14 protein-coding genes are annotated in these 17,199 nt (G+C 62.9%); 3 read left to right on the top strand and 11 right to left on the bottom strand.

Translation table 11 applies throughout. The features are described from left to right. Nucleotides 1-6: 6 nt before the first annotated feature. From HNQ60_RS13285 to HNQ60_RS13255, 7 genes are read right to left on the bottom strand one after another with little or no spacing between them, the layout of a single operon-like run. Nucleotides 7-1,266, bottom strand: a complete 1,260-nt coding sequence (locus tag HNQ60_RS13285) for a CaiB/BaiF CoA transferase family protein (protein ID WP_221304185.1) — start codon at nucleotides 1,264-1,266, stop codon at nucleotides 7-9. Next, on the bottom strand, nucleotides 1,263-2,483 hold the full coding sequence (locus HNQ60_RS13280) for a CaiB/BaiF CoA transferase family protein (protein WP_184332524.1): 1,221 nt from the start codon (nucleotides 2,481-2,483) through the stop codon (nucleotides 1,263-1,265). The genes HNQ60_RS13285 and HNQ60_RS13280 overlap by 4 nt, the downstream gene beginning before the upstream one ends. Beyond that, entirely contained in the window at nucleotides 2,480-3,535 is a 1,056-nt protein-coding gene (locus tag HNQ60_RS13275; protein WP_184332523.1) for a CoA transferase, read from the bottom strand. The genes HNQ60_RS13280 and HNQ60_RS13275 overlap by 4 nt, the downstream gene beginning before the upstream one ends. 10 nt (nucleotides 3,536-3,545) lie before the next feature. Further along, nucleotides 3,546-4,748 carry a CaiB/BaiF CoA transferase family protein gene (locus HNQ60_RS13270; protein ID WP_184332521.1) on the bottom strand — a complete coding sequence of 401 codons (1,203 nt, stop codon included), beginning with the start codon at nucleotides 4,746-4,748 and terminating at the stop codon, nucleotides 3,546-3,548. Next, the gene (gene dctP, locus HNQ60_RS13265) at nucleotides 4,748-5,815 is read right to left on the bottom strand and encodes a TRAP transporter substrate-binding protein DctP (RefSeq protein WP_221304184.1); all 1,068 of its coding nucleotides are present in this window, start codon (nucleotides 5,813-5,815) and stop codon (nucleotides 4,748-4,750) included. Before dctP ends, HNQ60_RS13270 begins: the two co-directional genes overlap by 1 nt. Continuing rightward, nucleotides 5,812-7,116 carry a TRAP transporter large permease gene (locus HNQ60_RS13260; RefSeq protein WP_184332519.1) on the bottom strand — a complete coding sequence of 435 codons (1,305 nt, stop codon included), beginning with the start codon at nucleotides 7,114-7,116 and terminating at the stop codon, nucleotides 5,812-5,814. Before HNQ60_RS13260 ends, dctP begins: the two co-directional genes overlap by 4 nt. Nucleotide 7,117: 1 nt before the next feature. Beyond that, nucleotides 7,118-7,627: a TRAP transporter small permease gene (locus tag HNQ60_RS13255; protein WP_184332517.1), complete on the bottom strand. Its 510-nt coding sequence runs from the start codon at nucleotides 7,625-7,627 to the stop codon at nucleotides 7,118-7,120. Nucleotides 7,628-7,749: 122 nt separating this feature from the next. On the opposite strand from HNQ60_RS13255, the gene HNQ60_RS13250 reads away from it, so the two are divergent. Further along, a complete protein-coding gene (locus HNQ60_RS13250; RefSeq protein WP_184332516.1) occupies nucleotides 7,750-8,277 on the top strand; it encodes a MarR family winged helix-turn-helix transcriptional regulator in 528 nt (175 codons plus the stop codon). Between the two features lie 112 nt (nucleotides 8,278-8,389). Here the strand turns inward: HNQ60_RS13250 and HNQ60_RS13245 are convergent, their stop codons facing one another. The 3 genes from HNQ60_RS13245 to HNQ60_RS13235 all read right to left on the bottom strand — a co-directional run bounded on the left by HNQ60_RS13245 (nucleotide 8,390) and on the right by HNQ60_RS13235 (nucleotide 12,976). Continuing rightward, complete coding sequence (locus HNQ60_RS13245; protein WP_184332514.1) at nucleotides 8,390-10,582, bottom strand: TonB-dependent receptor; 2,193 nt, start codon at nucleotides 10,580-10,582, stop codon at nucleotides 8,390-8,392. Between the two features lie 80 nt (nucleotides 10,583-10,662). After that, entirely contained in the window at nucleotides 10,663-11,808 is a 1,146-nt protein-coding gene (locus HNQ60_RS13240; RefSeq protein WP_184332512.1) for a CapA family protein, read from the bottom strand. 184 nt (nucleotides 11,809-11,992) lie between these two features. Then, nucleotides 11,993-12,976, bottom strand: a complete 984-nt coding sequence (locus tag HNQ60_RS13235) for an alpha/beta hydrolase (RefSeq protein ID WP_221304183.1) — start codon at nucleotides 12,974-12,976, stop codon at nucleotides 11,993-11,995. A gap of 112 nt (nucleotides 12,977-13,088) precedes the next feature. Here HNQ60_RS13235 and HNQ60_RS13230 point away from each other — a divergent pair, with 112 nt between their 5' ends. Continuing rightward, complete coding sequence (locus tag HNQ60_RS13230; RefSeq protein WP_184332510.1) at nucleotides 13,089-14,837, top strand: CocE/NonD family hydrolase; 1,749 nt, start codon at nucleotides 13,089-13,091, stop codon at nucleotides 14,835-14,837. Between the two features lie 39 nt (nucleotides 14,838-14,876). On the opposite strand, the gene HNQ60_RS13225 is transcribed toward HNQ60_RS13230, so the two are convergent. Then, entirely contained in the window at nucleotides 14,877-16,610 is a 1,734-nt protein-coding gene (locus HNQ60_RS13225; RefSeq protein WP_184332508.1) for a flagellinolysin, read from the bottom strand. 152 nt (nucleotides 16,611-16,762) lie between these two features. Here HNQ60_RS13225 and HNQ60_RS13220 point away from each other — a divergent pair, with 152 nt between their 5' ends. Further along, a complete protein-coding gene (locus tag HNQ60_RS13220; protein WP_184332506.1) occupies nucleotides 16,763-17,083 on the top strand; it encodes a hypothetical protein in 321 nt (106 codons plus the stop codon). Nucleotides 17,084-17,199: the final 116 nt, after the last annotated feature.

Raw genomic sequence — 17,199 nt, 5'->3', positions numbered from 1 at the left:
GGCGCCTCAGATCACGCCGGCCTGTTTCAGCCGCTCGATCTCCGCGTCCGTGTACCCCAGCAATCGTGGGAACACGTCGGTGTTGTGCTCACCGATACTTGTCGGGAACACCGGGTCGAATCCCGTGCGCGCCGCGGAGAAGACGATGGGCACTCCCGTCGTTCGCAGCTCCGGTCCCTCCTCGTAGGACGGATGCCTCGCAACTACTGTTTCGCTGCGATCCACGACACGTGAATCAGCGAGCGCCTCCTGAGGATGCCGGACTTCGGCAACTGGAACGTCCTCTGCCTCGAGCCGCGCAATCACCTCTTTCATCGGATGTCGTCGGGTCCAGGCGAGAATCCGCTCCTCGAGCACCGTCGCATTCGCCACTCGGGCGTTACGCGTCGCAAAGCGCGGATCGGCCACCATCTCCGGTTGTCCCATCGCCCGATACAGCGAATGAGCGAGCGGATCCTGCACGGCAACGAGCGCGATATAGCCATCGGCGCACTCGAACAGACCGAACGGGCACAAGCGCTGCAACGTCGCCCCCGTTCGAGTGAGCATGCCGACCGCTTGCATTGCGGCCCAGTTCTCGACGGCAACCAGCGACGTCAGCGCGCCCAGCATCGAAACATCGACATGCTGACCCTGGCCCGTTCGCACCCTGTGATGAACGGCCGCGAGAATGCCGACGACAGCGAAGATGGGAGTAAGCACATCGGCGATCGGCAATCCGATTCTCACGGGCGGCTCATCTTCAGCACCACTCGTGTACATCGCGCCGCTCAGCGCCTGGATCAGAACATCCATCGCGCGACTGCCTTCCTGCCCCTTGATCGTGGCGCCGAAGCCGCTCAGCGAGCAGTAGATGACCGAGGGATTTGCCGCACGCGCGTCCTCGTAGCCTACGCCGAGCCGCTCCGCGGTGCCGCTCGTGAAATTCTCGACGACGATGTCGCTCTTGCGCACGAGATCGGCGAATACCTTGCGGGCTTCGGGATGCTTCAGATTCAGAGTCACGCCTCGCTTGCCGCGCGATCGCGTGAGATGGGAGACGGAGAGATCATCCTGATACTTGCGACCCACGCTCAGACCATCGCGACCGACGTAAGGACTGTTCTCACGCGCCAGATCACCGCCCTTGGGATCCTCGACTTTGATGACTTCAGCACCCAGTCCCGCCAGCAGCAGCGTCGCATACGGGCCCGCCAGCGCCCGCGTCAGATCGACGACACGCAGTCCTTCCAATGGACGCTGCATCTGATTGGCTTCATTTCTCATGCATCACCTGAAGAATCCGTGGCGCGTTGATTCGCGGCTTCCGCGATGGCACCTGTGCGCAACAGCGCATCGATCGTTGCTTTGTGATAGCCCAACTCCTCGAGCACGATTCTCGTGTCCGCCCCGGGCAGACAGCCTGCGGCGGGCTCAGCCGCGGGAGTAGCAGACAGCTTGATCGGCGAACCGATCTGCCGAACAACGGTGCCGCTCGCCGATTGCACATTGCGCACCATTCCACGAGCGACATTGTGCCGATCCTCCAGGGCTTCGCTGATCTCGTACACCGGTGCGAATTGCGTGTCGGCTTCAGCGAGTATCTGCAGCCATTCATTGAGCGTTCGCGTGGCGAAGATCGCGGACAACGCGTTGACGATTTCATCGCGCCGCGACACATCGAGTTGCGCCGGGATGAAATCCTCGCGCCCGACCGTCCGGCAAAAGCGCTCCCAATAGCGCGGCTCCATGTCCGTCGTGCACAGGTACCGGCCGTCCCTGGTCTTCCAGAGCCCACAATCGACTCGCCCCTCCCCTCGCGGCTTGAGCCGCGAGAGATCGGGATTGCGCGCCATGGTCGATGCGATGAGTGTCATCGCGGAATCCGACATCGCGATGTCGACATGCTGGCCACGCCCCGTAGTGACGCGCGCCTGAAGTGCCGCAAGGATTCCAATCACGGCGTTTGAACCGGTCAGGAGATCCGCGACCGGAGTGCCGGTGAACGCTGGCCGTTCGGGCCGATCCCCCATTCGCGACAGCGCACCCGAAAGAGCGAGCGCGATCGGATCGTGACCGGGCTTGTTGCTGTAAGGCCCGGTCTGTCCACAAAGGGTCACCGAGCAGTAGATCAGCCGTGGATTCACCGCCGCCATTTCCTCGTATCCGAATCCCATCCCGGCCAGAACGCCGGGCCGGTAGTCTTCGAGTAGCACATCCGCGTTGCGAACCAGATCGATGATGACCTGCCGCGCTTCCACCGCACCGGGGTCGATCAGGACGCTGCGCTTGTTTCGCGCGAAGACATCGCTGGCCCGAAGCGCCGATCGCTGCTCGACGCTCAGTTTGTCCCAGCCGAATACACGTGCCTGCTTCGCCAGCTCACGAGGGTTCTCGATGCGAACGACTTGCGCACCAAGATCCGCAAGCATCCAGCTGCAGTAGGGTCCGGGCAGGAACTTGGAGAAATCGACGACCCTGAGATTCGCGAGCGCTGCGCTCATGAAGCATTCCTTCCCGACCCGGAGGTCACGAAGAGCGGCCCGGGAATTTTCAGTGCCTTGCCGCTGCGCGGATCGGTGATCGTCCGCCACATGGAGCGCTCCCGGAGCTGTTCGCTCGCGAGCACGTCGTCGATCCCGTCAATCTGCGACAGACCGAATCCCCGCTCGACCGACCATCGCGCGAGGTCATTGCGGGTATGCCGCGAGAAGAACTCTTCGACGATCCTTTCCCAGGCTTCCACGGTCTCGCGCGGCGAATCGGCGATGAGCGTCGATGCCCATTCGATATCGTCGAGCAAGGACTTCACGCCCTGCTCGTTCATTACTTTTACGAGTGATCGCATCATCGCGGGGTTGTCGACGAACGACCAGGTCACGTAACCATCCCGGCATCGCCAGACCTGTCGCACTCCCGATTTTCCGCGCACCAGCAGATTCCCCGTGCGCTTGCCGATCCGCTGCGCGAACTGCCACATTACCGGCTCCCGGTAATTGGCCAGCACTGCAGCCTGAAAGGCAGAGATCGTCACCAACTCACCGCGCCCGGTCGCAGCTCGCGCGTGCAATGCTGTAAGTGCGGCAACTACGCCATGCGCGCCCGCCAGCGCATAGGCCTGCTCTCCAGGCAGCGTCATCGGAGCGCGATCAGGATCGCCGACGATATTCGCGAGACCCGATCGCGCCATCAGCGTCAGGTCCGTCGCGGGCCGAGCCGCGTTGGGGCCCGCAGGATCGAAAGGCGCAACAACCACATCGACAACGCGCGGATTGCGTCGCTCGAGCGCTGCGTGATCGACTGGCTTGTCGACCGCGTTGCGAATCACGATGTCGACGTCCGCCGCCATGCTGAGCAACTGCTCCCGGCCGCTCGCTGATTCCAGGTCGAGGGTCACGCGCGTCTTGCTGATGTTCCACGCGATGTCGACTGCGTGCTCGGCAGCGCACGCACGCTGCTCCACTCTGACGACATGCGCCCCCAGCTCCGCTAGCAATCGGCCCGTGTAGTCGCCGAGGCCGACAGCCAGATCAATGACCTTCAGATGTGACAGCATCACGCGGCCCTCAACTCAACGCGCCCGCTGTGACGAGATCGGCGACTTCCTGCTCGCTGAGCCCCAGGAGATCGACGAACACTTCACGATTGTGCTCGCCAAGCAGCGGCGAGGGACCCATAGCCACTTCGCTGCTCGAAAAGCGCACTGGCGGGCCGGGCATCTCGCATTCGCCGAGAACAGCATGTGGGGTTCGGATGTAGTGACCGACGGCCGCGAGTTCGGGATCGGTGAAAACTTCGCGACCGTTCTGGACGGCCTCCGCGGGAACTCCCTGGCTTGCGAGAAGCTCAGCGAGCTCGTGCTTGTCGCGATCCAAGCTCCACGCCGCGACGACACGATCAAGCTCATCTTCGTTCGCCTTGCGTGAGGCCATCGAGCTGAATCGAGGATCGCTCGCTGATCCCGGGCTGTTCATCGCCTCGCACAATCGCGACCATTCGGCGTCGCTGCGCACGGCGATCGCGCACCATTTATCGTCTCCGCGACAGGGATAAATGCCGTGCGGCGCAATTCCTGAGGCGCGATTGCCCGGCTTGCGTGCCTCGCCCGTCAGCTGCCGCTCCACGAATCGATCCGCCAGCACATGAACTAGCGGCTCGACCTGTGAAACGTCGACATGCTGACCGTGCCCGGTCTGTCGTCGATGCTCGATTGCGGCCAGTACCGCGATCGTCGCGAAGATCGGCGCAACGACATCGCCATAGGCGAACGGCGGCATGTGCGGAGGACGATCGGGCCAGCCTGAAAGCGCCGCGAGGCCTGACAGCGCCGCCGCGGAATTTCCGTAGCCGCGCAGATTCGCATTGGGCCCAGTGCGACCCGCGACACTGACGCTGACCTGAATGATGCCGGGACGGATGCCTTGCAACGTCTCGTACGACAGACCAATGCGTTCCATGTAGCCCTTGCCGAAGTTCTCGACGACGACGTCGGACCACTCGATCAGCCGCTTCGCAACGGCGACCCCGCGAGGGTCGGCGAGATTGATCGTCACACTGCGCTTGCTGGTATTGCTGATCGCAAAGAACGCCGATCCATCCGGATGCTGCACGCCGTTCTTGAATGGGGGACTGACGCGACCGAGGTCCAGTCGTTGGCGCGATTCGACCTTGATGACGGTCGCGCCGTAGTCGGCGAGATCCTTCGTCGCGCGCGGACCCGCTCCGACCCAGCTGAAATCCGCGATCCGGACACCGGCGAGCGGCTTCATCAGACGCCCTCCCCGACGAGAGCACCGTCGCACGACAGCACTTTGCCGTCTGCCCGCTCGTGCACGAGCTCCTGGATTCGATGAAGGATGGCTTCCCCGTCGATCCCGTACTTGCTGAGCGACTGCGCACGATGCGCGGCACTCTGCTGCGCCACCTCATCGAAATGCCGTTGGTCTTCCGCGCTGATCGGGATCAGCTCGACACCCTTCTCGCGACCAAACTGATAGCCCGCTTCCTGGCCGCGCATGACTTCGTCCATCAAGGCGCGCTCCCATACCGGCTGGCTTTCGATCAGTACGGCCTGAAGATCGGCAGGCAGCTTGTCCCACGCCCTGAGAGACATCGCTCGTGCCGGATACGAGCCGCGACTGATGCGCAGCTCGGTGAAGTACGAGCCAACTTCCGCGAGATGCAGCGCCTTCAGCGTATCCGCGGGCGCAACGACGCCGTCGATCACGCCTTTCGCCAGCGCCGAGTACACCTCGCTCATGGGCATGTCGACAGGGTCGGCACCGAGGCGGCGCAGCACGTCGATGGTTTCGCTCTGGGTCCTCAGCCGCATGCCCTGCAGATCGGCCAGAGAGCGAACCGGTTTCGATCGCGTCAGCACGCCGGGGAAGTTGCCTCCCTGCAATGCCAGGACACGCAATCCCCGAAGCTCCTGCGAGAACACAGGGAAATCGTGCGAAGCGCATTTGAGGATCGCCACCTGGTCCTCCATCGTCCGCACGCCGCCGTAGAAGCCTGCCTGCGCCCGTGACGCATGCATGCCGCCCTTCATGTAGATGGGCGTGATCAGCCCGATGTCGGCGACGCCGTGGCGGATTTCGATGACACTTTGATCAGCCGACAACAGGGCACCGCCCCAGAACGGCCGGATGCTCAGCCGGCCGCTGGATCGTTCCTCGACAAACGTCATCCAGCGCTGGTCCGCGCGGCTGAAGGGATGCATAGGCGGATACGGTGTCGCGTAGGTCAGCTCGTACTCACTTGCGCTCTGGTTTCGACCCGTGCAGCCGCTCAGCATCACGACCACGAGGAGCAACGTGACGATGCGCGACTTCATGGCGATACCACGCTCGGCAGCCATAGCGACAGCGCCGGGACAGCGATCAGCAATGCCAGATGCAGGAAGTCGGCGACCAGGAACGGCACGATGCCGCGGAAGATCGTTCCGAGCGGGATGTCACGCGCCATCTCGTGCAACACGTAGACGTTGAGACCCAGCGGCGGATGCACGAAGCCAATCTCCATCGTGCGCACGAGGAAGATACCGAACCAGATCGGGCTGAGGTTCAGGTCGTGAACGATGGGCAGGAAGATCGGCGTCATCAACAGCATCAACGCCAGTCCGTCGAGAACGGAGCCGAGCAGCAACAGCGCGATCGCCATCACGATGATCGCCGCAATCGGACCGGCATCGAGACCGCGAACGAGTTGCGAAACCTGGTCGGTGATTCCGGTCACGCTCACGAATACGCTGAAAAGCAGTGCACCGAGAATGACGACATAGATCATGCCGGTCGTGCGCAGCGTGGTCTGCAGTGCCTCCTTCAGCATTCCTCCGCTCAAGCGACGACGCCACGCGCAAAGCCCAAGCGCGCCGACACAGCCAACAGCGGCCGCCTCTGTCGGCGTGAACCAGCCGATCATGAGCCCGCCGACCACGAAGACGATCAGCACGAAAATATCTGCGATGCGTCGCACAGCTGGCCAGCGCTCCCGCCACGGCGTACGCAGAATCGCCGGCCCGAGCGCAGGGTTGATGCGGCACATCACGAAGATCGCGCCCATGTAGAACAACGCCTGACTGATACCGGGAATCACCGCTGCCGCGAACAGCCGGCCGATAGACTGTTCCGCAATGATGCCGAAGACGATGAGTGCGCCGCTCGGTGGAATCAACGAACCCAGCGTGCCGCCCGCCGCGAGCGCACCTGTTGCGAATCCGGGCGCATAGCCATGGCGTCGCATCTCCGGCAATGCCACCGAACTCACCGTTGCGACGGTTGCGAGGCTCGATCCGCTCACGGCACCGAAGCCCGCGCAACCCGCGATAGACGCGAGCGCAAGCCCGCCCCGGCGATGACCGACGAACCGGACAGCGACCTCGAAGAAGTCGCGACTCGCGCCGGCCTGAAAGCAGAAATGTGCCATCAACAGGAAAAGCGGCAGCACTCCAAGTTCGTAGCGGCTGATGGTTTCGAAGGTGACCACGCCCGCCTTGATCACAGCAGCTTCGGGACCAATCAGAATACATAGGCCGCCCAGGCCCACTACGGCCAGCGAAACGCCGATCGGCACGCCGACCGTCAGCAGGAACAGCAGCGCCAGTATCCCCAGGAGACCGATGAGTTCCGGAGTCATGTCACCGGCCCTTGCGCACTACGCGGGTTACGAACACCGCAGCTATCGTCAGGGCTGTGACGATCCACAGAGCGCGTAACCAGCGGAGTGGAATGTGCAGCAGTTCGGAGTGCTCGTGCCCGCCCCAAAGCTCGCGGGCGATCCAGATCGAGCCGATTGCGAATGTCAGGAAAACGATGGCACTCAGAAGATCGGAGCAGCGCAGGAGCACGTGCTTGCCGGCACCGTGCAATCGATCGATCAGGATGTGCACGCGAGCATGCGCAGCGCGCAATGTCGCACCCAACATGGACGCCGAAGCGAGCAGCACCACACACGCCTGCACGATCTCGATCGATCCCAGAATCGGCAAGCCGAGGTGGCGGCCCAGGACTGCCAGCGAATCCACAGCCATCGCGCCCAGCAAGCCGATGGAGCCGATGACGAAAGCCACGCGCTCGAGCCACCGTGCAGCGGCGCTCTCCAGCTCCGCGACGGGCTCACGAGCAGGTTGTTCTGCGGACTCCCCCATTGCGCTCCCGGCCATTCTCGAAATCGTTGGTCAGCCAGCCGTCATTCTAGCGATATTAGTTCGCTGTACAAACTATCTAGGGTCGTTCCCATTCCGCCTGCCCCGGCGGGGCCGATGCGGATTTGACTCCCGCGGCGCAAATCGACGATGTTTACGCCATGAAACGCAAAAGCCCCCCGAAAAAGAGCCTCACCCGCAAGGCAGCGAGCCGGGCCGCATCCATCGACGCGGATATCCTTCCGACCTTGCTGGGCTACAACATCCGTCGCGCCCAGATCGTCCTGTGGCGCGATTTCGCCCGGACGGTCGCCGACGGCGAGATCCGTCCCGGCATGTTCAGCGCCATTGCACTGGTCAAAGCCAACCCGGGCATCGCCCAGGTGGAGTTGTCCACGGAACTGGCCATCGACAAGGCGAGCATGGTCGGACTGATCGACCGCCTCGAGGATGCCGGCTGGATCGTCAGGACGCGCTCTCAGGAAGACCGACGTCGCCAGGGACTCACCCTGACGCCGGCCGGCGAAAAGATGTACCGGACGCTGAAGCGCGAGATGCTCGAGCACGAGCAGAAATTCGCGGCGCTTTACAGCGAGAGCGAGCGCAAGCAACTCGTCACCTTGCTGCGGCGCCTGCACGACGCGCAGCCCTGAAGCCCCCGGGCGGAAAGACGGCGGATGATGGTGAGAGGTCCGCCGTCGACACCGCCGCTCCAGGGGATTCAGCAACGGCCGTCGACACCACGCATCACCATCCGCCAATGCCCTAGAAATCGAACTTCGCGCGCAATCCGTACTGCAGCGGCGCACCATAGATCATGCCGCCCTGCGCGCTCGAAGCGTCCTGCAGCTGCACTGCGATGTACTCCTCGTCGAAGACATTCGTCGCGAATGCTTCGAGCCGCAGATTCTCCATGGGCAGCCAGGTCACACGAACATCGGTGACCGTTCGCGACGGAACCGTCGTCGCAGCGTACGGAAACGGCGTTGCCAGCTGCTCGTCCATGTAGGAAACCTGGATTCGCGGAGTCAGCGTGGTGCTGCCCAGGGAGAATTCGTACTGAATACCTGCCGTCGCGGTGACCTCCGGCGCGAACGGAACCGTCGATCCCTCCGGAACGAGGCGGTTGGTGTTCGTCTGCGAGTCCGTGAGCGTCTGATCTTCGGTGAACTCGCTGTGCAGCGCGCTCAGGCCGACATTCAGACCGAGCCGGTCGAACTGCGCCGTCAACTCAAGCTCGGCGCCGTAGATTTCAGCGGGTGCTGCATTCTGCGTGTTCGGCAAAAGCGCCGGCGGTGTGCCCACAGGCGTCAACGCGGACAGCTGAATGCCCTCGTAGTCGGAGTAGAACACCGCGGTATTGATTCGCAGGCGCCCGTCCGCAATCGTCGTCTTCAACCCGAGCTCGGCGACCTGGTTGGTTTCGGGTCCGTAGGAAGAGAGTCGCGGGTCGAGATTTACGCCACCGGCCTTGTAGCCTTTCGATGCCGTCGCATAGAGCAACGTATCATCGGTCGCGAAGAACTTCACACCGACACGGCCGGTCGTCTCAGTCGACTCGGCGACATTCGTGCAGGGGAAGCATCCTGGTGGCGGCGCACCCGGCAGCAGGTATCGCGTGTACTCCTGCTTGTCATCGGAATAGCGGACGCCGACGTCCAGCATCCACGAATCAGTCAGGCGAAAATCGATCTGCCCGAACACCGATGCTGACGTGTTGAAGGCTTTGGCATCGATCGTCGAGTTCGACTGCACGAAGTCGGTCGTGTTGCGATTGTCGCGCAACACCTCGACGGGACTCTCCTCGTCCATGTAGAACGCGCCGACGACCCACTGCAAGCGGCCGTCGCCAGTGGAGAGCAGGTTCAGCTCGCTGACCCAGGTTTCGAGGCCCTGCCGCGTCAGGCCAACGCGACCCGGAAACAACGCGGTGTTCGCGCCATTGGTCGGTCGATTTGGCGGCACAGGCAACGCGGTCGCGGTGCGGTCGCCGTCCGCCTGGTCTTCGTTCTCCGCGTCGAAGTACGACGTGAGCGCCCGCAACTGAATACTGGAAGACAGATCGATGCGGGCCTCGATCGAAGCCCGGTAGCCATCCTGATTGAGGAACGAGCGCGCGTCCTCCTCGATCGTGAACGGATCACCCGTCACGAGATCGTTGCGATTCTTGACGGCGTTGTAGTCCGTCTCGCGCTTGAAGTACTCGTAACGCAGGTCGAACGTCGCACCGTCCGTGGGCTGCCAGCGCACTGCAGCGCGAACGGCGGTGTCATCACCGCTGCCCGGCTCGCTCGGGCTCGGCCCGATGTTCTCGGTGAAACTGCCGCGCGTGTCGTATACGCCCGAAAGGCGAATCGCCAGCGTGTCCGACACGGGAACGTTGATCGCACCGACCGTTCGATACCAGTCGTAGTCGGCGATCGTCTGGTCGACGTAGCCGGAAAACTCATCGAAGGTCGGCGCCGGTGTGCGAACGTACACGGCACCGCCGGTGGAGTTCTGTCCTGTCAGCGTGCCCTGCGGGCCACGCAGCACCTCGAGGGATTCGATGTCGAAGAACGACTGCGCGATGAACTGCTCATGAGGGATGAACACGCCATCGATGTAGTACGCGACGCCCGGGTTCGATGTCGGAGCCGACTGCGCGATACCGACGCCGCGGATGTTGATGAAGGTCGATCGATTGTAGGTGTTGATTGCGACGCTCGGCGCGACCTGCTGGATCTCGACGATATTGTCGATGCCCTGGGCAGCGAGTGACTCGCCCGTGAGAACCGTTGCGGAGATCGGTACATCCTGCAGGTTCACCTCGCGGCGTTCCGCTGAAACGACCACCTCCTCCAGCACCATCTTCGATTCGTCACTCTGCGCCTGCGCGCCCTGCGACAGTGCTGCCGCGACTGCGGAAGCGATTGCGGCAATGCGCCGCCGCGACAGAGTCGTCGTTCGAGTATTCATTGCTGCTCCCCCATATTTTCGATGCAGCCCGATTCTAGGAAGGCGATCCTTGCGGGTGGTAACACCATATCTATCTGCCGTCATAAGCCGGACTGATGCGCCGCTTCGAGGAACAGCTCATCTGCGCTCCTGACATAGCGCGCATTGAGTCCCTGGCTCGCCGTGTACCTCTCCAGGTACGCCTGAACTTCCTCGAAGCGCGGATCGGCGGCGGACAGGATCTCCGGTTGCGACATCGGCCCGATGAATGCGGGCAGCAAGCTCACGCTCGCCGGGCGATCGCCGCTCAGGACACACTTCACAATGACGGTGTAGCGCGAGTCCGGCGGAAAGTTGTAAGTGATGTCGTAGTCCGGCTGCCAGTCCGGATGCAGCTTCTGGATCTCACGGAAGCCCTTGCTCTTCGCGTGTCTCTCATCCATCGGCAGATCCATCGCGAAGTTGCAGAGACTGTAGATGATCGGCTTTCCGCGGTAGACGTCGACGCCTTTCAGGATGTGCGCATGGTGCCCAAGGATCACGTCGGCGCCCGCATCGATGGCTGCGCGACCGACGTCGCGCTGATAGTCGGCAATCACGCCGGGAACGAAGTGGATACCCCAGTGAATCGACACCGCGACGTAGTCGGCGTGAGCTTTCGCCGCAAGAACGTCGTCGATGAGCGCCTGCAGATCCTCGCGATTCGGGAATGTATGGACGCGACAGGGCGTGCCTGGCTGATCGTGTTCGATCTGCTCGTAGTGAGTCCACGCGCGCATCGGCGCGCAGCCTGCACGTGTTTCCGTCGCCCAGTAGCCCATCGGCAAGATCGAGCTGTAGGCGAGGAACGCGACACGGCGACCCTTCGATTCGACGATGACCGGCTTGCGCGCCTCGAGAATATCCGCGCCCACGCCGACGACATGCAGCCCGCTGCCCCTGAGTGCCGCCACCGTATCGAACATCGCGTCGGGGCCCCAATCCATGCAGTGATTGCCGGCGAGCGAAACGACGTGAAATCCGGCCCGCCGGAACGCATCCGCGGAAGATGCCGGCGCACGATCGGTGTGTCGCACCTGCGGCAGGCGAAAGCCACGCGTCGAGATGGGCAGCTCCAGCTGCATGAACGCGACGTCGGCTTCCTGCATGCGCGGCCGGACGAGATCGAAGAGCGTATCGGGATCAGGCCGGCTCGGGCCGACATCACCGACCGCGTAAATCCAGACGTCGTTGTCGCTTCGCTTCACTCGGATCCGCTCGCTGCCGCAATGCAACGCACGACATCGCGGTGCGACAGGAACCCCGCCCCTCGAACCGCCCCCGCTCGGCCATGATCTGTATGGCTTGCATATCGTTTGGCCTACGAACTAATTGTTCGCTGCTCGGCGGCGGATAGTCAAGGGGCGCACAGGCAAGGCCGCGCCGATGAGCTCACTGGATGCCCTTCTTCTCGATCGCCCAGATCGGGTTCGTGCACAGCGTGCAATCCGTACCGACGAAGTAGCGCGCGGCGGTCTGGTCGCCCTTCAGTTGCCAGTCGAGCCAGGCGACGCCGACTTCGCCGAACCAGCCCGCTCCGGGGTGCCGGAACGTTCCTCCGTGACCGACGTTCAGATTTCCCTTGAACGCCGCCACAGTCGCGATGCGTTTGAAATCGTCCTCGGCGTTCGGGTACGCAATATCGCTCGGCCCGCCGATGAAGTAGGCAATCGGTGCCTTCAACTGCGCGAGCTGCTCCTTCCTTGCGTTGCTCAGCCGCGCACCAATCGAATCGGCCCCAGCGGGAAATGTGCCGCTGTTCCAGAGAACGAGTGTCGTGATGCGTGGGTCGCCGGACACCGCAATCGTCTGCAGTCCGCCGCAGGACTGGCCCATCACGGCAATGCGCTGCGGATTCAGACGCTGGCGATAGGCGCTTCCTTCACGTTCGTTCTCCCTGACCGCCCAGTCGATGGCGTCGACCAGCTGCTGATCACGGCTCGCCGGAGCATTCGCTGGTGCCCGGGGCGCACTCGCACCCGGTGGCTGCTCATCACGAGGACGGGCGAACGCCGGCAGTGGCGCATCCTTCGGGCCGATCGAAATCACCAGGTAGCCATGCGACGCTACCTGCGTCAGAAAGACCTGAAAGAGGAGCCCCGCATTCGCGCACGCTCCGTTGCCCCAGCTGACGACGGGCAGCGCCGACTTCCCCTGGAACGAGGAAAGATCCTTCGGACGATAGATCGTATGCGTCGGCAGCGCTGGATCCGATTCGATCACGACTTCGTAGGGACCCGCCGGCGTGGTCCTGATGGGCGGCGCATCTGGTGGCGGTGCCAGGCTGGCGGTCGGCCGTGACTGCGGGGCATCTTGCGCTGCAGAAGCCACGCTCGCCACGAACATCAACGCAATGAACCCGGCACGTTTCTTCATTGATCCCCCGATCATCGATTCATTGACTTTAGTTATCGTTGATACTACGAACCATTCACCTACAATGACGCACGGACGCGCCGTTCACAAGGTTCGCTTGCAAGGGGGATCGATGTCCGCTGGAACTCTCGAGCGATTGACCTGCTGCCTCTTTGCGCTCTCGTTGTCCGCGGCTGGTTACGCGGAGTCCGGTGAAAAGGTGTCCCGCCCCGGCGAGTATCGCGGCTACGGAGCAGCCCGCTATGACGGGCACCTGATGACGTCGCAGTACGTCGCGGTCCGCGATGGCACCCGCCTCGCCATCGACATCTTTCTTCCCACGTCGCAGGGAAAAGTCGCCGCCGAGAAACTGCCGGTGCTCTGGATGCACACGCCGTACAACCGGCGCAACTACCGGGACGGACTGACCGCAGCCGCCTATCCCGGCAAAGCACTCGAGTTGCTGCCATATGGCTACGCAGTGGCAGTCGCGGATTTCCGCGGCCTCTACGCATCGTTCGGGCACAACGCAGGTTTCAATCGCGGCGAGTGGCAGGACGCCGCCCGCATGGATGCCTACGACATCACGGAGTGGCTGGCCGCTCAGCCATGGAGCTCCGGCAAAGTAGGCATGTGGGGATGCTCCGCCACCGGCGGCAGCCAGATGCAGGCACTCACGACTGCACCGCCCAGTCTGAAAGCCGTCTTTCCCATGAGCTGTGAGTGGGATGTCTATCCGTTCGCGGCTGCCGGGGGACTCGCGCCGCCTCAGGGCGTTCCGACGCAGATCATGCGCGGCGGCTCACGCGTCGAACGCGACAAGCAGGCCGTACCGGTCGATTCAGATCCAGGTCGCAAAGAACTCGCACAGGCTATCGCCCAGCACGAAGGCAATCTCGAAACGGCGGGCTTCACACCCTACCGGGACAGCACCGCCGAGCGCTTCGCCAATCAGTGGTGGCTCAAGAGCAGCCCGCACACATATCGGGAAGTCATCAACAGATCCGGGATCGCCATGTACCTTGCGGCGAACTGGGACGAAGGCGCAACGAAGTACGGCGCCCCATTCACATTCAATAACGTCACCAATCCCCGCAAACTGATTCTCGGGCCCTCGACTCACTGCAACTGGACCGAGGTGAAGCAGCTCACGGGTTTCGACATCCTCATCGAGGAGCGCCGCTTCTTCGACTTCTGGCTCAAGGGCATCGACAACGGCGTGATGCGGGAGAACGCGGTCACGTACTACACGTACAACGAAGAGCCGGCTAAAGCCTGGAAAACCGCTGCGCAGTGGCCGCTGCCGGGCGAGAGGCGAACGACGTTCTACCTCAACGCCGATTCACTGTCGCCGAAGGCGGGTGCAGGCGCCTCCGAAACGCGCGGTGTCGACTATGACGTCTCGGACACCAACTTCTGGACCAAGGGGTTGCAGTTCCAGACCGGGCCGCTGACATCCGACACCGAGGTGACGGGTCACCCGACGCTCACACTCTGGGTTTCCTCCACGTCGAAAGATGCCGACGTCATTGCGCGCATCGATGATGTGGCGCCGGACGGGACCTCGAAGTACTACAACGTCGAAGGCCGGTTGCGCGCATCGCTGCGGAAGACCGCGGATGCGCCCTACAACAACCTCGGACTGCCCTGGCATCCATTCACGCAGGAATCCGCGGCGCCGCTGGCGCCCGGTACGCCCGTGCAACTCGACCTGGATCTGTACCCGATTTCTTATCTTTTCAAGGCGGGTCATCGCATCCGGCTGACGCTGAACTTCGCGGACGCCCGTGCGACACCGCGCGAAACGCCGGAGCCGAAAATCACTGTGCACAGCGGTGCCGACAAGCGTTCAGCGTTGACGCTGCCGATCATCCCGCGCTGAAAGCGAGGGTGTTCGAGGTGGGGTCCGAAGGTCAGCGCGTTAGCGCAACAGCGAGAGAACTTGCTGAGGCGTGGTGTTCGCCTGGGCAACCATCGCGATGCCTGCCTGCTGCAGGATCTGCGCTCGCGTCAGCGAAGCAGTTTCGACGGCGAAGTCCGTATCCAGGATTCGTGAGCGGCTGGCGCTGAGCGACTCCGCGTTCGTGGTCAGATTCGCGATGACGGAATCGAGGCGATTGAGCTGCGCACCGATGTCCGCTCGACGCGCATTGATGTAGTCGAGCGCGCGGTCCATCTTCGCGATCACCCGGTTCGCATCGGTGACCACGTCGGCATCCATGATGTCCAGCGCCTCACCATTCATCGCGAAGGAACCGATATCGAGGACGTGCCCGACATCCGCACCGATCTGCAACGTCTTTCTGCCTGCCGTGTAGCCCTCGCCGCGCGCGATCGATTCCCACGTTTCCGCGAATCCGGAAAGCTGGTCTTCGCCGCTGCGCGACGCGATGTTCGGAATGACGGATGTTGCAGTCCTGATGGCCCCGCCGCTCGCATTCGCGCCGCCGATCGCGCCCGTATCGCTGTCGGACAGGCTGCCTGAAGTCAGCAAGCCGTTGACGAACGCATCGCCGTTGGCCTGGAAGTCCGCCTTGAAATTGGCGAGGCCAGTGAATCTCCCGCTCGTGGCGTTCTGCATCGCCTGATCGAGCGTACGGCTCGAATCGGCGGCGAGATACGTCATGACGTCGCGAATGCCTCCACCGCCCGCCGCTTTGATTTCCTGGTCGAGGTAGCGAGCACCCGCGTAGGCCGCGGAGTACGCTTCGCTGCTTCCGTCCCAGTTCAGGTTCCAGTCGTCCGCCATGTCGACGACGGCCGCGACGCCAGTTGCACCGCCGCCGAGACGCTGAATGTCAGCCAGCAGGCGCTCGTCCGCGCCGTGAATGAACTCCGCCGTGCCTTCGAGGAACCATTCCTGGTTGCCTGCAAACATCGACCCGACGTTCATCGTCGCATCCATGACGGCATGCGTCATTTCATGAGCAATGACGCGATCGTTGTAGAACGGCGCGCTGCCGCCGTTCGGCGGATTCGGCGGCGTGAAGTCCGACATGTCGATCTGCAATCTGATGTTGGAGGCAGGGCCGCTGCCGCCTACCGTCGCAACGACCCGCGCAAGCGTGCTGCCTGCGCCATCGGTGAAAGTCGTCAGCTCGATGCTGATAGCGTTGCCGCTTGCGCGAATACCGAAGTTCTCGAAGATCAGGTCTTCAGCCGCGGACAACCAGCCGGACTGCAGTCCATCGAGTGCGCCGAGCTGGTTGGGATCACCGACGACGCTCTGATTGCTCTGGCCGAAAACCTTCTGACCGTTGAAGCTCGTGACGCGACCGACGCGATCGACTTCCTGCGCAAGCTGCGCCACTTCGAGCTGCAGCGCTGCACGATCCTCGTCGCTGTTCGTCGAGTTGGCGGCCTGGACCGCGAGCTCGCGGATGCGCCGCAAGCTGTCGCTGACCGTGCTCATCGCACCGTCCGCGGTCTGCAGCATCGAGATACCGTCGTTCGCATTGCGCACGGCCTGGTTGAGACCGCGCACCTGGGTCGTAAATCGTTCGGAAATGGCAAGACCCGCTGCATCGTCGGCCGCGCTGTTGATGCGCAGTCCCGACGACAGCCGCTGCAATGCCTTGCCCAGCGTCTGCTGGGAGACATTGAGGTTGCGCTGCGCATTGAGCGAGGCAACGTTGGTGTTGAGGGTCAGTGACATAATACTCTGGGCCGCTTTCGCGGGGTTGCGGCGATTTCCTCGTCGCCGTACATCGGCTATCGGCCGCCGGCGGCACGACTTGACCGCCCACTGAGACGCAGGTCTCAATCAGGCACTCTGGTCAGGCACCCTGCGGGAGGCAGTCTTTGACGATGCAGAGCAACAAGCCCATCCAGCCTGTCGCCGCTGCTGTTTGCGAGGCCATCCGCAAGAAGCACCTGCTCGAGTTTTCCTATCACGGACGGTCGCGTGTCGTAGCTCCGTACTGTCATGGTGTTTCGACACGAGGCGTCGAAGTGCTGCGCGCCGTGCAGATTCGGGGCGAAAGCGCGTCGGGCGGATTTGGCTTCGGCAAGTTGTGGACGGTGCCGGAGATGCGCAACGTACGCGTGCTCGTAGAACACTTCGTGCCCGACGATCCGGACTACAACCCGAACGATACGGCGATGACGACGATTCATTGTCGTGTCTGAGCTGCTCCGAAGGCGGCGATTCACCCTTCGTCGTTCCCGCGAAAAGCGGGAATCCATGCCTTTCGCTGGTCATTCCCTGTCGTTCACCGCGCACATGGCGGTTTTCATCCCACACC

It is taken from the genome of Povalibacter uvarum, from assembly GCF_014202975.1.
Lineage (GTDB): Bacteria > Pseudomonadota > Gammaproteobacteria > Steroidobacterales > Steroidobacteraceae > Steroidobacter > Steroidobacter uvarum.
This window is presented reverse-complemented; position numbering and strand designations above follow the sequence as displayed.

What these genes read in the sequence shown, in the direction of transcription:
- HNQ60_RS13225 (WP_184332508.1), bottom strand. Translation starts at nt 16,610, where the DNA reads ATGTCACTGACCCTCAACACCAACGTTGCCTCGCTCAATGCGCAGCGC.
- HNQ60_RS13220 (WP_184332506.1), top strand. Translation starts at nt 16,763, where the DNA reads ATGCAGAGCAACAAGCCCATCCAGCCTGTCGCCGCTGCTGTTTGCGAG.
- HNQ60_RS13255 (WP_184332517.1), bottom strand. Translation starts at nt 7,627, where the DNA reads ATGGGGGAGTCCGCAGAACAACCTGCTCGTGAGCCCGTCGCGGAGCTG.
- HNQ60_RS13275 (WP_184332523.1), bottom strand. Translation starts at nt 3,535, where the DNA reads ATGCTGTCACATCTGAAGGTCATTGATCTGGCTGTCGGCCTCGGCGAC.
- HNQ60_RS13280 (WP_184332524.1), bottom strand. Translation starts at nt 2,483, where the DNA reads ATGAGCGCAGCGCTCGCGAATCTCAGGGTCGTCGATTTCTCCAAGTTC.
- dctP (WP_221304184.1), bottom strand. Translation starts at nt 5,815, where the DNA reads ATGAAGTCGCGCATCGTCACGTTGCTCCTCGTGGTCGTGATGCTGAGC.
- HNQ60_RS13235 (WP_221304183.1), bottom strand. Translation starts at nt 12,976, where the DNA reads ATGAAGAAACGTGCCGGGTTCATTGCGTTGATGTTCGTGGCGAGCGTG.
- HNQ60_RS13260 (WP_184332519.1), bottom strand. Translation starts at nt 7,116, where the DNA reads ATGACTCCGGAACTCATCGGTCTCCTGGGGATACTGGCGCTGCTGTTC.
- HNQ60_RS13270 (WP_184332521.1), bottom strand. Translation starts at nt 4,748, where the DNA reads ATGAAGCCGCTCGCCGGTGTCCGGATCGCGGATTTCAGCTGGGTCGGA.
- HNQ60_RS13230 (WP_184332510.1), top strand. Translation starts at nt 13,089, where the DNA reads ATGTCCGCTGGAACTCTCGAGCGATTGACCTGCTGCCTCTTTGCGCTC.
- HNQ60_RS13245 (WP_184332514.1), bottom strand. Translation starts at nt 10,582, where the DNA reads ATGAATACTCGAACGACGACTCTGTCGCGGCGGCGCATTGCCGCAATC.
- HNQ60_RS13285 (WP_221304185.1), bottom strand. Translation starts at nt 1,266, where the DNA reads ATGAGAAATGAAGCCAATCAGATGCAGCGTCCATTGGAAGGACTGCGT.